Origin of the sequence: Kosakonia sp. (assembly GCF_032052965.1) — a bacterium.
Taxonomy (GTDB): domain Bacteria; phylum Pseudomonadota; class Gammaproteobacteria; order Enterobacterales; family Enterobacteriaceae; genus Kosakonia.
In genome coordinates this window covers 75436-89078 of the sequence record NZ_DAMBVN010000017.1, presented here as the reverse complement: position 1 = coordinate 89078, position 13643 = coordinate 75436, and the positions used below count along the sequence as shown (strand labels likewise).

The following is a 13643-nucleotide window of genomic DNA, read 5'->3' as shown; positions in this document are numbered from 1 at the left end:
TATGGATCGTGTCATCCAGGCGCCAGGTAAGTATATCCAGGGTGCCGATGTCATCACCCGTCTCGGTGACTATCTCAAACCACTGGCCGAACGCTGGCTGGTCGTCGGTGATAAATTCGTTTTAGGTTTCGCCCGGCAGACGCTTGAAAAAAGCCTGACAGATGCCGGATTGTCATGTGAAATCGCGCCCTTTGGCGGGGAATGTTCACAAAATGAGATCGACAGGCTGCGCGGCATTGCGCAAAACGCCCATTGCGGGGCAGTACTGGGTATTGGCGGAGGCAAAACGCTGGATACCGCCAAAGCGCTGGCACATTTTCTGCACGTGCCGGTGGCTATCGCCCCAACGCTCGCTTCGACTGACGCCCCCTGCAGCGCACTGTCTGTGATCTACACGGACGAGGGGGAATTTGATCGTTACCTGCTGCTTCCCAATAACCCGGATCGGGTTATTGTGGATACCAGCATTATTGCTCGTGCCCCGGCACGTTTACTGGCGGCAGGGATCGGCGATGCGCTGGCCACCTGGTTTGAAGCCCGGGCCTGCTCGCGCAGCGGCGCAAAAACCATGGCAGGCGGCCAGTGTACTCAGGCTGCACTCGCCCTGGCGGAACTCTGCTATAACACGCTGATAGAAGAAGGCAAAAAAGCCATGCTGGCGGCTGAGCTGCATGTTGTTACGCCGGCGCTGGAACGCATTGTAGAGGCCAATACTTACCTGAGTGGCGTTGGCTTTGAAAGCGGTGGACTGGCGGCGGCGCATGCCATTCATAATGGCTTAACCGCGATCCCGGACGCACACCATTACTACCATGGCGAGAAAGTGGCTTTTGGCGCTTTAACACAGTTGGTGCTGGAAAATGCGCCGCAGGACGAGATCGAAACGGTCGCAGCGCTATGCCACGCCGTCGGTCTGCCGATCACTCTGGCACAATTGGATATCAAAACCGATATTGAAGACAAAATGCGTATTGTGGCGCAGGCGGCCTGTGCCGAGGGTGAAACCATTCACAATATGCCCGGTGGCGCAACGCCCGATCAGGTCTATGCAGCGCTGCGGGTGGCAGACAAATATGGTCAGCTTTTTTTAGATGAGTGGGAATAAACCTTAAAAGCAACAGGCCCAGTAATGCTGGCGATTACCGGGCCTGAGAAGTGTTACTGGCCGGAGAGTTTCGGCATTTGCTCCGTTTATACCGCCGGACGCACACCCAACGTATGGCAGATGGCGTAACTCATTTCGGCCCGGTTCAGTGTGTAGAAATGAAAGTCTTTCACCCCTTCACGACTTAAAATCTTCACCATATCCATTGCGATATTGGCACCAACCAGTTTGCGGGTTTCTGCATCGTCATCCAGCCCGGCAAACATTTGTGACATCCATGCCGGGATACGCACATTCGTCATATCCGCAAATTTCTTTGCCTGCTTGAAGTTGGACACCGGCAGAATACCCGGAACAATCTCTACATCAATGCCTGTCGCGGCACAGCGATCGCGAAAACGCAGGTAGCTTTCCACATCGAAGAAGAATTGGGTGATCGCGCGGCTGGCGCCAGCCTCGACTTTACGCTTGAGGTTCAACAAATCGGCCTGCGCGCTCTTCGCTTCCGGATGCACTTCCGGGTAGGCCGCAACAGAAATATCAAAGTCGGCCACCTCTTTCAGCAGGGTGACCAGGTCGGCGGCATACATCTCTGGTTTACCGCCGCCAGGAGGCAGGTCACCGCGCAGCGCCACAATATGGCGGATACCGCTATCCCAGTAATCCTGTGCGATGGTGCGCAGCTCATCACGAGTGGCATCAATGCAGGTCAGGTGTGGTACCGCTTCAAGACCCGTACGATCTTTAATGCCTTTAATGATGCTGTGGGTACGATCCCGCTCGCCGGAGTTCGCGCCATATGTCACCGAAACGAATTTCGGCTTCAGGCTGCTTAAACGATCGATGGAGTGCCATAAGGTCTGTTCCATTTCACTGGTGCGCGGCGGGAAAAATTCAAAGGAAACATTAATCTGGCCATGTACTTCTGCCAGGCTCTGATTCAGGGCTTCCCGCTGGTTGGCGTGAAAAAAGCTCATACCTTACCTCATCAATCGCATATCAGGGTTTGTTGTTTTGTGAACTTCTATACGTTTAGACGTCCAGATGTAAAAATGACGGAAAACGGTTAAGTCGTCAACAGGAAAATCATTATTATGAGTGAGGAATGTTCAGCGAAGATGAAAAAGATTCATGACCTGAGGGAAGCCCCTCTCTGTGCGGAGAGAGGGGAAAACGTGTGAAGAACTACAACAGTTGCGCCAGGCGATTGATATCAGACTGGATAGCCCCGGCAGTCACATCACGGCCCGCGCCTGGCCCGCGGATCACCAGCGGGTTATCACGATACCAGCGGCTTTCGATGGCAAAGACGTTATCGCAAGGCAGCAGTGACGCCAACGGGTGCTCTGGTCGCACAGCTTCAACGCCTACCCGCGCTTTACCGTTCGCGTCAAAGCGGGCTACGTAACGCAGCACCAGCCCCATTTCGCGGGCGGCTTCAAGACGTTGCAACATCTGGTCATTAAGTTCATCGCCATTTTCAAAGAAGTGATCAACAGACCCTTCCTCACAGCCCGATGGCACCAGCGACTCCACACGCACCTGATCCGGTTCAATGTCATAGCCCGCTTCGCGTGCCAGGATAACCAGTTTACGCATCACATCTTTACCGGAGAGATCAACTCGCGGATCTGGCTCCGTCAGCCCCTGCTGCCAGGCCTGATCGACCAAATCCGTAAAGGGTACAGAGCCGTCAAACTGCAAAAACAGCCAGGAGAGCGTGCCGGAGAAAATACCGCTGATCGCCAGGATGACATCACCGCTTTCGCGCAGGTCGCGCACGGTGTGGTTAACCGGCAACCCGGCACCGACTGTCGCGTTATATAACCAGTGGCGCCCCGTTTTTTCGAACGCATCATGGATTTGGCGATATTTGTCACTGGTGCTGGCACCTGCCAGTTTATTGGCGCTGATCACATGAAAGCCGTGGCTGGCGAAATCCAGATACTGATCGGCAAGTTGTGAACTGGCAGTGACATCCAGCACCACCAGATCGTCATACGGGTGAGCGCGCATCCACAGGAACAGAGCTTCTTCATCCTGTTCAACCGCTTCATCATTAAAAAAGGCCAGCGCACGACTGGCGTCCAGCCCGTCATAGCTCAGCAGACTGCGGCGGCTGTCCACCACGCCCGCCAGAACATATTCAAAACCAGTACGCGCGGATAACGCGCTCTGTTCGCGAGAGAAAAGCTCCAGCCAGCGCGAACCGATATTGCCTTTGCCGAACAGCATCAAACCAATGCGCTTCTCTGCACGGAACAACGACTGGTGCAGCCCCTGAATGAGGCTCTCGGTTGGCCCGACGCGCAACACGGCCACCAGGCTGATTCCTTCGTCGGACTGCCAGATAAATTCTACTGGCTGGCCTTTCAGCTGTTGCCAAAAACGGTGGCTATGCAACGGATTACGGCAGACGCCTGCGCCGACCATCGCCACCAGCGCCAGCCCCTGACGCAGGCGCAGTTCGCCCGGCAGACCGGCTTCGTCCAGCAGTTTAAAGACACTATCCACTACTTCCGAGGTGTAGCAGAGTTGCAACAGGTTACGGTCAGCATGCGCCCCGATCGCCAGCGGACGCACCTGCGCACGTTTCAGGACAACATCTATCTCTTTTTGTGCCAGCTTAAAATCCTGCCCCGATGGCACCAGGAACTCAATCAGGCAAACGTCATCATGGCTGGTGACAATACGCGCTCCCGTACCGGATGCCAGCACGCGTTCAATACGCGTTGATCCTTGTTCTGGCGTGTAGCTACAGCGCAGTTGCAAATCGATATTGCTGGCGGAAACAGGCTGCAGAGTACGGGCATGCAGTACCGGCGCCGCCAGGCGCGCCAGCTCGCTGGCTTCATCCAGCCGCAGCAGCGGTAACAAACAGGCATCTTTCACTTTGCGCGGGTCCGCGCTGTAGACCCCTGCCACATCACTCCAGATGGTCACGCGGGCTACATCACCCAGCGCGCCGATTTGCGTCGCCGAATAGTCAGAACCATTTCGACCCAGCAGTACCGTTTCACCCGCCTCGTTGCGGCTAATAAAACCCGTCACCACAATGCGTTTTCCTGGGTATTGCGCCAGACGTTGTTGCAATAACGGGTACGAAGCCCCTTCGTTCACCTGCGGTTGTGCGGCGCGCTCGGCGCGCAGGAAATCGCGGGCATCGAGCCAGGCGGCGTCCAGACCCTGATGATTTAATACCGCCGACATTAAACGTGCCGACCAGATTTCACCGTGACCGACCACTTCCGCATAAACAGCGTCAGTAATACCGGTATCCAACAGCCCGGCAAGGTGCTCAAGATCGTGAATGAATTCGCTGGTTAACCCGTCGGCAATGTCGGCGGGTAACAGCCCGGCGATCAAATCGCTTTGATAACGCCGCAGCGATTGCTGAACCTGATGCGCAGAGAGGCGATCGGTCTGGCTTAATTTAAGCCAGTTAATCAACTGGTTGGTGGTGCTGCCTGCAGCCGAAACGACCATCATGTCGCCCGGTTGCGAATATTCCGCCATGATCCCTGCGACACGCAGGTAACATTTCACATCAGCCAGACTACTCCCACCAAATTTGTGCAGTTGACGAGCCTTCGTCCCTGCCTGCGCAATCACACTCATGTTTACCCCTCAGCGGCGATCCGGAAGCCATTTTCCAGATCGGCAATTAGATCTTCACTATCTTCGATACCGGTAGAGATGCGTAACAGCGTCTCAGAGATCCCGGCGGCGGCACGCGCTTCCGGCGCCATGCCCGCATGGGTCATCGTGGCGGCATGCGAGATGAGGCTTTCGACCCCGCCTAACGATTCTGCCAGCGTAAAGAGCGATAACCCGCTCAGAAAGCGGCGCAGCGTCTGCTCGTCGCCATCCAGTTCAAAACTTAACATCGCACCAAAGCCTTTTTGTTGGCGCGCAGCAATTTCATGCCCCTGATTATCCGGCAAAGAAGGATGGTACAACTTTTTCACCAGCGGTTGCTCTTTCAGGAAATCAACGATCGCCTGGGCATTACGCTGGGCGACTTCCATACGCGGCGACAATGTGCGCAGGCCACGCAGCAACAGATAACTGTCGAAGGCGCTTCCGGTGACGCCAATGTTATTCGCCCACCATGCCAGTTCAGTGACAGTGGCTTCATCTTTAGCGATCACCACGCCTGCCACCACATCGGAATGCCCGTTCAGGTATTTGGTGCAAGAGTGCAAAACCAGATCGGCACCCAGTGCCAGCGGGTTTTGCAACGCCGGGCTCAGGAACGTATTGTCCACAACGCTGACAGCGCCAGCTTCCCTGGCGAGCTGACAGATTTTCGCAATATCCACGACACGCAACAATGGGTTGCTCGGGCTTTCGACCAGCAACAGTTTCGGTTTTTCTGCCAGCGCGGCTTTCAGCGCCTTCTCATCCCCCTGATCGACAAATCGCACACGGTAACAGCCACGCTTTGCCAGACTATCAAACAGGCGATAACTTCCGCCGTAACAATCGTGCGGTGCCACCAATAAATCGCCCGGTTTTAAAAAGACGGTGGTCACCAGATGGATAGCCGACATGCCGGTATTGGTCATCACCGCGCCTGCGCCGCCTTCCAGTTCCGCCAGCGCACGCTGCACAACATCACGCGTTGGGTTGCCACGACGCGAATAATCATGCGCACGTGGTTCATTAAAACCGGTGAAATTATAGGTACTGGAGAGGTGGATCGGCGGGACAACGCAACCGTACTGCTCGTCATCGTTCAATCCGCTACGCACTGCGATGGTGGCCTGTTTACGCGTCATGGTGAAGGCTTCCTGGCTTAATGGATGAAAAGTCTGCGCACAGAGTAAACACTGCAACAATAGACGTCAATACATCTGGACATCTAAACTTCTTTGCGTATAGATTGAGCAAAGGCATAATAGCCGTTAAAATTATATGCTTTAGTATGACACCGCCACGCGATACACCGTGTCAGGTTGATGACTCTACGGTAAACTACGCGGGATGATGGCTCAGGTGCAGAGACCTGAGTCTTAGACTAATGACTGAGAGGATTAAAGGTATCTCATGGCTGAATGGAGCGGCGAATATATCAGCCCATACGCTGAGCACGGCAAGAAGAGTGAACAAGTAAAGAAAATTACAGTTTCCATTCCTCTTAAGGTGTTGAAGATCCTCACTGATGAACGTACTCGTCGTCAGGTGAATAACCTGCGTCACGCCACCAACAGCGAGCTGCTGTGCGAGGCGTTTTTGCATGCATTCACGGGTCAACCTTTGCCAAACGATGAAGATCTGCGTAAAGAGCGCAGCGATGAAATTCCCGAAGCGGCAAAAGTGATCATGCGCGAGCTGGGTATCGACCCGGATACGTGGGAATACTGATAAACAAAAAGGGCGGAAGAAATCTTCCGCCCTTTTTGTTTAAAAATCTGATGGTTTAGAAGCGCGTCACTTCCGGGTGCACTTCTGCCAGCGATAACAGATAAGACATAAATACGTTTTTCATTGCAGTCAGCATATTACTCACCTTTCCTCACGCCTTGTTCACAGTGCTCAACGATGAAAAGGATATGCTCATTTTTTGTTCAGAGCAATATTTTTGTGATGCCAATCACAAAAATACCTCCCTGCGGGATAATTCAGACACAAAAAAAGCGCCTTCCGGCGCTTTTTTCGACTGGCAACTTATTTGCTGCCCGGGATGCTGAAGCGTTTGTTGAAACGCTCAACACGACCACCGGTATCAACAACACGCTGTTTACCCGTGAAGAACGGGTGGCAGTTGCCGCACACGTCCAAGTTCAGGTCGTGACCCACGGTAGAATGGGTTTTGATCACATTACCGCAAGAACAGGTTGCAGTAATAGCTACATAATTCGGGTGAATACCTTTTTTCATGGGAAACCTCAGTTTAAGGCCGCGTCGCTCTTCCAGCCCTAACGCCAGACACCACGCGAGTTAAAGTATAAGTGTATCTTTGGCACGCCAAATACGCATCAAAGGCGGCGAATCATACAGAAATTGGTCAACACATGCAAACTGTTCAGCTCGCAACTCCAGACAATGTGTATACTAACCCGCCAGTTTTCAAGCCAGGAAAATGAGATGCCCGTCGCCCACGTTGCACTTTCTGTGCCTTTGCCCCGCACCTTTGATTACCTGCTGCCAGATGACATGTCCGTCAGCGCAGGCTGTCGCGTGCGTGTGCCATTTGGTACTCAGCATCGCGTTGGCATCGTGGTCGCCGTCAGTGACAACAGCGAGTTACCGCTCGCCGACTTAAAACGCGTCGATGAAGTGCTTGATAGCGAACCGTCGTTTTCTCCCTCGGTATGGCGCCTGCTGTTGTGGGCGGCAGAGTATTACCATCACCCGATTGGCGATGTACTGTTTAACGCGCTTCCCGTATTGATGCGGCAAACCAAACCCGCGAGCGCTGAATTTCAGGGCTACTGGTTCGCCACTGAACAAGGCCTGGCGACCGACATCAACCGTGTAAAGTCGCCCAGGCAGCAGCAGGCTTTATCCGCGCTGCGTAAAGGTAAAATCTGGCAACATCAGTTAGCCGCGCTTGATCTGAAAAGCGTCACCCTGCAAGCACTGCGCGCGAAAGGCCTTGCAGAGATGAACAGCGAAGCGCCCACATTTAGCGACTGGCGCAGCAGCTTTGCCGTCAGTGGCGATCGCCTGCGGCTGAATACCGAACAGGCCACGGCGGTAGGCGCGATCCACAGCGCGGCCGATCGATTCTCCGCCTGGCTACTGGCGGGGGTCACGGGCTCTGGCAAGACGGAAGTCTATCTGAGCGTGCTGGAAAATGTCCTGGCGCAGGGCAAACAGGCGCTGGTGATGGTGCCGGAAATCGGTTTAACGCCGCAAACCATTGCCCGGTTTCGCGAACGCTTTAATGCGCCGGTAGAAGTTCTGCATTCCGGGCTGAATGACAGCGAACGGCTCATAACCTGGCAGAAAGCCAAAAGCGGCGAAGCAGCCATTGTGATCGGCACGCGCTCCTCCCTGTTTACACCGTTTAAAAACCTCGGTGTGATCGTTATCGATGAAGAACACGACAGCTCTTATAAACAGCAGGAAGGCTGGCGCTATCATGCCCGCGATTTGGCGGTCTACCGCGCCCACAGTGAGCAAATCCCGATTATTCTTGGCTCGGCCACCCCGGCACTGGAAACGCTCTATAACGTGCGCGTACGTAAATACAACCTGCTACGGCTGACCCGCCGGGCGGGTAATGCCCGCCCGGCAGCGCAACACGTGCTGGATATGAAAGGTCAACAGTTACAGGCCGGGCTGGCGCCTGCGTTAATTAACCGCATGCGTCAGCATTTGCAGGCGGGCAATCAGGTGATCCTGTTTCTTAACCGCCGCGGCTTCTCGCCGGCCCTGCTGTGCCATGATTGTGGCTGGATAGCGGAATGCCCACGCTGCGATCACTATTACACGTTCCACCAGGCGCAACGGCACCTGCGCTGCCACCATTGTGATAGCCAGCGTCCCGTTCCACGTCAGTGCCCATCCTGCGGCTCCACGCACTTGCTGCCTGTCGGCCTCGGTACCGAACAGCTGGAGCAGGTACTGGCCCCGCTGTTTCCTGGTGTGCCGGTGTCACGCATCGACCGCGATACCACCAGCCGTAAAGGTGCACTGGAACAGCATCTGGCGGAAGTTCATCGCGGCGGTGCGCGCATACTGATTGGCACCCAAATGCTCGCCAAAGGCCACCACTTCCCGGATGTGACGCTGGTGGCGCTGCTGGATGTCGATGGTGCACTATTTTCGGCTGACTTCCGTGCCGCCGAACGCTTTGCTCAGCTTTATACCCAGGTTTCAGGCCGTGCCGGACGTGCCGGGAAACAGGGCGAAGTGGTGCTGCAAACTCATCACCCGGAACACCCTTTACTGCTGACATTGCTGCATAAAGGCTATGACACTTTTGCAGAACAGGCTCTGGCAGAACGGCAGGCCATGCAACTTCCCCCCTGGACCAGCCATGTTCTTATTCGCGCGGAAGATCAAAACAATCAGCAGGCTCCGCTGTTCCTACAGCATCTGAGGAATTTGTTGCAGGCCAGCCCGCTCGCTGATAACCAGCTGTGGATCCTCGGCCCGGTACCCGCTCTGGCAGCAAAACGTGCCGGACGCTATCGCTGGCAAATCCTCTTGCAGCACCCTTCCCGTATTCGTCTGCAGCACATAGTAAACGGTGCGCTGGCGCTAATTAACACGCTACCGGAAGCGAGACGGGTGAAATGGGTTCTGGATGTCGACCCAATCGAAAGCTGATATTGGAAGGCAGCTCGAAAAATTCAAGATTCATCACACTTTTCATGAAAATTCTGTAACCGATGGGCTTAACTATCTGATAAAAATGTAACTACGCCTGCGCCGTGCATGCGAGGAGAATAAGGTGAAACCCAAAAATCAGGTTGCGGCAGCGACCATGAAAGATGTTGCCATGAAAGCAAAGGTTTCTACGGCAACCGTATCCCGTGCGTTAATGAATCCGGACAAAGTGGCGCAAGCTACCCGCAATCGGGTTGAGCAGGCGGCGATGGAAGTGGGTTATTTACCCCAGTCGACGGGACGCAACGTCAAACGCAATGAATCACGCACCATCCTGGTAATTGTGCCGGATATTTGCGATCCCTTTTTCAGCGAAATCATTCGTGGTATCGAAGTCACAGCTGCCAGTCACGGCTACCTGGTGTTAATTGGCGACTGCGCACATCAGAATCAGCAGGAAAAGACCTTTATTGATCTGATTATCACCAAACAAATCGATGGCATGCTGTTGCTGGGATCGCGTCTTCCTTTTGACGCCAGCATTGAAGAACAGCGCAATTTACCGCCGATGGTTATGGCGAATGAATTTGCGCCCGAGCTGGAGCTGCCCACGGTTCACATTGATAACCTGACCGCCGCGTTTAATGCCGTTAATTATCTGCAAGAGCAAGGGCACCACCTTATTGGGTGTATTGCCGGGCCGGAAGAGTTGCTGCTGTGCCACTACCGGTTGCAGGGCTACGTGCAGGCGCTGCGCCGTTCAGGCACCGTGGTGGATCCTCACTATATTGTGCGCGGCGATTTTACCTATGAAGCGGGCGCGCACGCGCTGGAACAACTCATGACACTGCCAAAACCGCCAACAGCAGTTTTCTGCCACAGCGATGTAATGGCGCTCGGCGCGCTTTCTCAGGCGAAACAGCGCGGTTTGAAAGTCCCTCAGGATCTCTCCATTATCGGTTTTGATAATATCGCGCTGGCGCAGTTCTGCGAGCCGCCGCTGACTACCGTTGCGCAGCCTCGCTACGAGATTGGCTGTGAATCGATGTTATTACTGCTTGAGCAATTGCAGGGGCATAACGTCAGCAGTGGATCGCGCCTGTTGGATTGCGAACTGGTCCTGCGTGGTTCAACCCAGCCGCTGAAGTAAAGCCGGGGGGCTTTCGGACTCCCTCTTCTGGTCAAAAGCCCGTCGCTTAAGTAACATGGCGGGCTGATAAACGAAATAAAGACAGCGAAACGATAGTGGCACAACGAGATTATGTACGCCGCGGCAGCCAGTCGGCTCCTTCGCGGCGCAAAAAGAGTAACTCAAGGAATAAGCAACGCAGTCAGTCTGCGGTCTCTCCGGCTATGGTCGCCATTGCGGCCGCCGTGTTGGTTGCCTTTATCGGTGGTTTGTACTTTATTACGCACCACAAGAAAGAAGAATCTGAAGCGCTGCAAAACACCAAAGTCACCGGTAACGGCCTGCCGCCGAAACCGGAAGAGCGCTGGCGCTATATTAAAGAGCTGGAGAGCCGTCAGCCTGGCGTGCGCGCACCTACCGAGCCGTCGGCGGGTGGCGAAGTGAAAAACCCGGATCAGCTCACGGATGAACAACGACAGTTGTTAGCGCAAATGCAGGCGGATATGCGCCAGCAGCCGACACAGCTTAACGAAGTACCGTGGAACGAGCAGACCGCCGAACAGCGTCAGCAAACACTGCAACGCCAGCGTCAGGCACAGCAACAAGTACAACAGCAGCAGTGGACGCAGCCAGTACAGCAGCCCAGAACACAGGCGCGTATCACCGAGCAACCGGTGCAGCAGCCTGCACGCAATACGCAAGCTGCCGCGCAGCCACGGCAGGCGCAGCAACAGAAACCCGTAACGACCACGCAGCCATATCAGGATCTGCTACAAACGCCGCCGCATACCTCGGCTGCGCAGCCGAAAACGCAGCAGGCGGCGCCAATAACGCGTGAAGCAGAAGCGCCCAAGCCGCAAACGGCGGAGAAGAAAGACGATCGACGCTGGCTGGTTCAGTGTGGGTCGTTTAAAGGCCAGGATCAGGCAGAAACGGTACGTGCGCAGTTGGCGTTTGAAGGCTTCGATTCGCGGATTACCGCCAATAATGGCTGGAATCGCGTAGTCATTGGTCCGATCAGAGGCAAAGAGAATGCCGACTCCACCATTAGCCGCCTGAAAATGGCCGGCCATACAAACTGTATCCGTCTTGCCTCCGGGGGTTGAAACCCCCGAAATCCCCCCCATCTATAATTGCATTCTGCCCCATACCACGTATGGGGTCTGTAATCTGCATTTGTAACCAAGGGGTCTGCTCGTGACAACAATAGTAAGCGTACGCCGTAACGGCCATGTCGTTATCGCCGGTGATGGCCAGGCCACACTGGGTAACACTGTGATGAAAGGCAACGTGAAAAAAGTCCGTCGCCTGTATCACGACAAAGTGATCGCCGGTTTTGCTGGCGGCACCGCCGATGCTTTCACCCTGTTTGAATTGTTCGAACGCAAGCTGGAAATGCACCAGGGTCATCTGGTGAAAGCCGCCGTGGAACTGGCAAAAGACTGGCGTACCGATCGTATGCTGCGCAAACTGGAAGCCTTACTGGCGGTCGCAGATGAAACGGCATCTCTCATCATCACCGGTAACGGCGATGTGGTGCAGCCGGAAAACGATCTGATCGCCATCGGTTCCGGCGGGCCATACGCCCAGGCCGCAGCCCGTGCGTTGCTGGAAAACACCGAGCTGAGCGCGCGTGAAATTGCTGAGAAGGCGTTGGGTATTGCAGGCGATATCTGCATTTACACCAACCACTTCCATACCATCGAAGAATTATCCTCTGAAGCGTAAGGATTTCCCATGTCTGAAATGACCCCACGCGAAATTGTCAGCGAACTGAATAAACACATTATCGGCCAGGACGCCGCCAAGCGTTCCGTAGCGATTGCTCTGCGTAACCGCTGGCGTCGTATGCAACTTGACGAAGAGTTGCGCCATGAAGTCACCCCAAAAAACATTCTTATGATCGGCCCAACCGGTGTGGGTAAAACGGAAATTGCCCGCCGCCTGGCAAAACTCGCCAACGCGCCGTTTATCAAAGTTGAAGCGACCAAGTTCACCGAAGTGGGCTATGTAGGTAAAGAAGTGGATTCTATCATCCGCGATCTAACCGATGCCGCCGTGAAAATGGTACGCAGCCAGTCGATCGAGAAAAACCGCTACCGTGCAGAAGAAATGGCGGAAGAGCGCATTCTCGACGTGCTGATCCCTCCGGCCAAAAACAACTGGGGCCAACCCGAGCAGGCGGCTGAGCCTTCTGCTGCGCGCCAGTCTTTCCGCAAAAAGCTGCGTGAAGGCCAGCTCGACGATAAAGAGATCGAAATCGATCTTGCTGCCGCGCCAATGGGTGTCGAGATCATGGCGCCTCCGGGCATGGAAGAGATGACCAACCAGTTGCAATCCATGTTCCAGAATCTGGGCGGCCAGAAGCAGAAACCGCGTAAATTGAAAATCAAAGACGCGATGAAGCTGCTGATTGAGGAAGAAGCGGCGAAGCTGGTTAACCCGGAAGAGCTGAAACAAGATGCTATTGATGCGGTTGAGCAGCACGGGATCGTGTTTATCGACGAAATCGACAAGATCTGTAAGCGCGGCAACACCTCCGGCCCGGATGTGTCCCGCGAGGGTGTGCAACGCGATCTGCTGCCTCTGGTCGAAGGTTGTACTGTGTCGACCAAGCACGGGATGGTGAAAACCGATCACATTCTGTTTATCGCCTCTGGTGCATTCCAGATTGCCAGCCCGTCGGATCTGATCCCGGAACTACAGGGGCGTTTGCCGATTCGTGTAGAACTGCAGGCGCTGACCGCCGATGACTTTGAACGTATTCTGACCGAGCCAAACGCGTCGGTAACCGTGCAGTACAAAGCGTTAATGGCGACTGAAGGTGTCAACATCGACTTTACGGATGATGGCATCAAACGTATCGCCCAGGCGGCATGGCAGGTGAACGAAACCACAGAAAACATTGGTGCGCGTCGTCTGCATACCGTGCTGGAACGCTTGATGGAAGATATTTCCTACGATGCCAGCGATCTGGGCGGTGAGACAATCATCATTGATGCAGACTATGTGAGTAAACATCTTGATGCTTTAGTGGCAGATGAAGATCTGAGCCGTTTTATCTTATAATCACGGCCACAACGTTTTCATCACATTCGATGGGGGCTTATGCCCCCATTTTTGTTG

General features: G+C 54.6%; 11 protein-coding genes. 7 read left to right on the top strand and 4 right to left on the bottom strand.

Features of this window, described 5'->3' with window-relative positions:
- Position 1 precedes the first annotated feature (1 nt).
- The gene (locus RTX30_RS18075; RefSeq protein ID WP_312691550.1) at positions 2-1105 is read left to right on the top strand and encodes a glycerol dehydrogenase; all 1104 of its coding nucleotides are present in this window, start codon (positions 2-4) and stop codon (positions 1103-1105) included.
- Positions 1106-1191: 86 nt separating this feature from the next.
- On the opposite strand, the gene metF is transcribed toward RTX30_RS18075, so the two are convergent.
- The 3 genes from metF to metB form a co-directional block, all read right to left on the bottom strand.
- A complete protein-coding gene (gene metF / locus RTX30_RS18070) occupies positions 1192-2082 on the bottom strand; it encodes a methylenetetrahydrofolate reductase (protein ID WP_312691549.1) in 891 nt (296 codons plus the stop codon).
- Between the two features lie 208 nt (positions 2083-2290).
- On the bottom strand, positions 2291-4723 hold the full coding sequence (locus tag RTX30_RS18065) for a bifunctional aspartate kinase/homoserine dehydrogenase II (RefSeq protein WP_312691548.1): 2433 nt from the start codon (positions 4721-4723) through the stop codon (positions 2291-2293).
- A 2-nt stretch (positions 4724-4725) separates the two neighbouring features.
- The gene (gene metB / locus RTX30_RS18060) at positions 4726-5886 is read right to left on the bottom strand and encodes a cystathionine gamma-synthase (RefSeq protein ID WP_312691547.1); all 1161 of its coding nucleotides are present in this window, start codon (positions 5884-5886) and stop codon (positions 4726-4728) included.
- Positions 5887-6154: 268 nt separating this feature from the next.
- Here metB and metJ point away from each other — a divergent pair, with 268 nt between their 5' ends.
- Positions 6155-6472 carry a met regulon transcriptional regulator MetJ gene (gene metJ, locus RTX30_RS18055; RefSeq protein ID WP_015960995.1) on the top strand — a complete coding sequence of 106 codons (318 nt, stop codon included), beginning with the start codon at positions 6155-6157 and terminating at the stop codon, positions 6470-6472.
- A gap of 303 nt (positions 6473-6775) precedes the next feature.
- Here metJ and rpmE read toward each other — a convergent pair whose 3' ends face one another.
- Positions 6776-6988, bottom strand: a complete 213-nt coding sequence (rpmE, locus tag RTX30_RS18050; protein ID WP_039055221.1) for a 50S ribosomal protein L31 — start codon at positions 6986-6988, stop codon at positions 6776-6778.
- Positions 6989-7195: 207 nt separating this feature from the next.
- Here rpmE and priA point away from each other — a divergent pair, with 207 nt between their 5' ends.
- From priA to hslU, 5 genes are all read left to right on the top strand, one after another.
- Positions 7196-9388: a primosomal protein N' gene (gene priA, locus RTX30_RS18045; RefSeq protein WP_312691546.1), complete on the top strand. Its 2193-nt coding sequence runs from the start codon at positions 7196-7198 to the stop codon at positions 9386-9388.
- Between the two features lie 124 nt (positions 9389-9512).
- Positions 9513-10538: a DNA-binding transcriptional regulator CytR gene (gene cytR / locus RTX30_RS18040; RefSeq protein ID WP_312691545.1), complete on the top strand. Its 1026-nt coding sequence runs from the start codon at positions 9513-9515 to the stop codon at positions 10536-10538.
- Positions 10539-10633: 95 nt separating this feature from the next.
- A complete protein-coding gene (ftsN, locus tag RTX30_RS18035) occupies positions 10634-11623 on the top strand; it encodes a cell division protein FtsN (RefSeq protein ID WP_312691544.1) in 990 nt (329 codons plus the stop codon).
- A 91-nt stretch (positions 11624-11714) separates the two neighbouring features.
- Positions 11715-12245, top strand: a complete 531-nt coding sequence (gene hslV, locus RTX30_RS18030; RefSeq protein ID WP_312691543.1) for an ATP-dependent protease subunit HslV — start codon at positions 11715-11717, stop codon at positions 12243-12245.
- Positions 12246-12254: 9 nt separating this feature from the next.
- Positions 12255-13586, top strand: a complete 1332-nt coding sequence (gene hslU / locus RTX30_RS18025; RefSeq protein ID WP_312691542.1) for an HslU--HslV peptidase ATPase subunit — start codon at positions 12255-12257, stop codon at positions 13584-13586.
- The last annotated feature ends 57 nt before the right edge of the window (positions 13587-13643 follow it).

Bases quoted from the DNA above. Each gene is read 5' to 3' on its own strand.
- RTX30_RS18075 (WP_312691550.1), top strand. From the start codon at position 2: ATGGATCGTGTCATCCAGGCGCCAGGTAAGTATATCCAGGGTGCCGAT.
- metF (WP_312691549.1), bottom strand. From the start codon at position 2,082: ATGAGCTTTTTTCACGCCAACCAGCGGGAAGCCCTGAATCAGAGCCTG.
- RTX30_RS18065 (WP_312691548.1), bottom strand. From the start codon at position 4,723: ATGAGTGTGATTGCGCAGGCAGGGACGAAGGCTCGTCAACTGCACAAA.
- metB (WP_312691547.1), bottom strand. From the start codon at position 5,886: ATGACGCGTAAACAGGCCACCATCGCAGTGCGTAGCGGATTGAACGAT.
- metJ (WP_015960995.1), top strand. From the start codon at position 6,155: ATGGCTGAATGGAGCGGCGAATATATCAGCCCATACGCTGAGCACGGC.
- rpmE (WP_039055221.1), bottom strand. From the start codon at position 6,988: ATGAAAAAAGGTATTCACCCGAATTATGTAGCTATTACTGCAACCTGT.
- priA (WP_312691546.1), top strand. From the start codon at position 7,196: ATGCCCGTCGCCCACGTTGCACTTTCTGTGCCTTTGCCCCGCACCTTT.
- hslU (WP_312691542.1), top strand. From the start codon at position 12,255: ATGTCTGAAATGACCCCACGCGAAATTGTCAGCGAACTGAATAAACAC.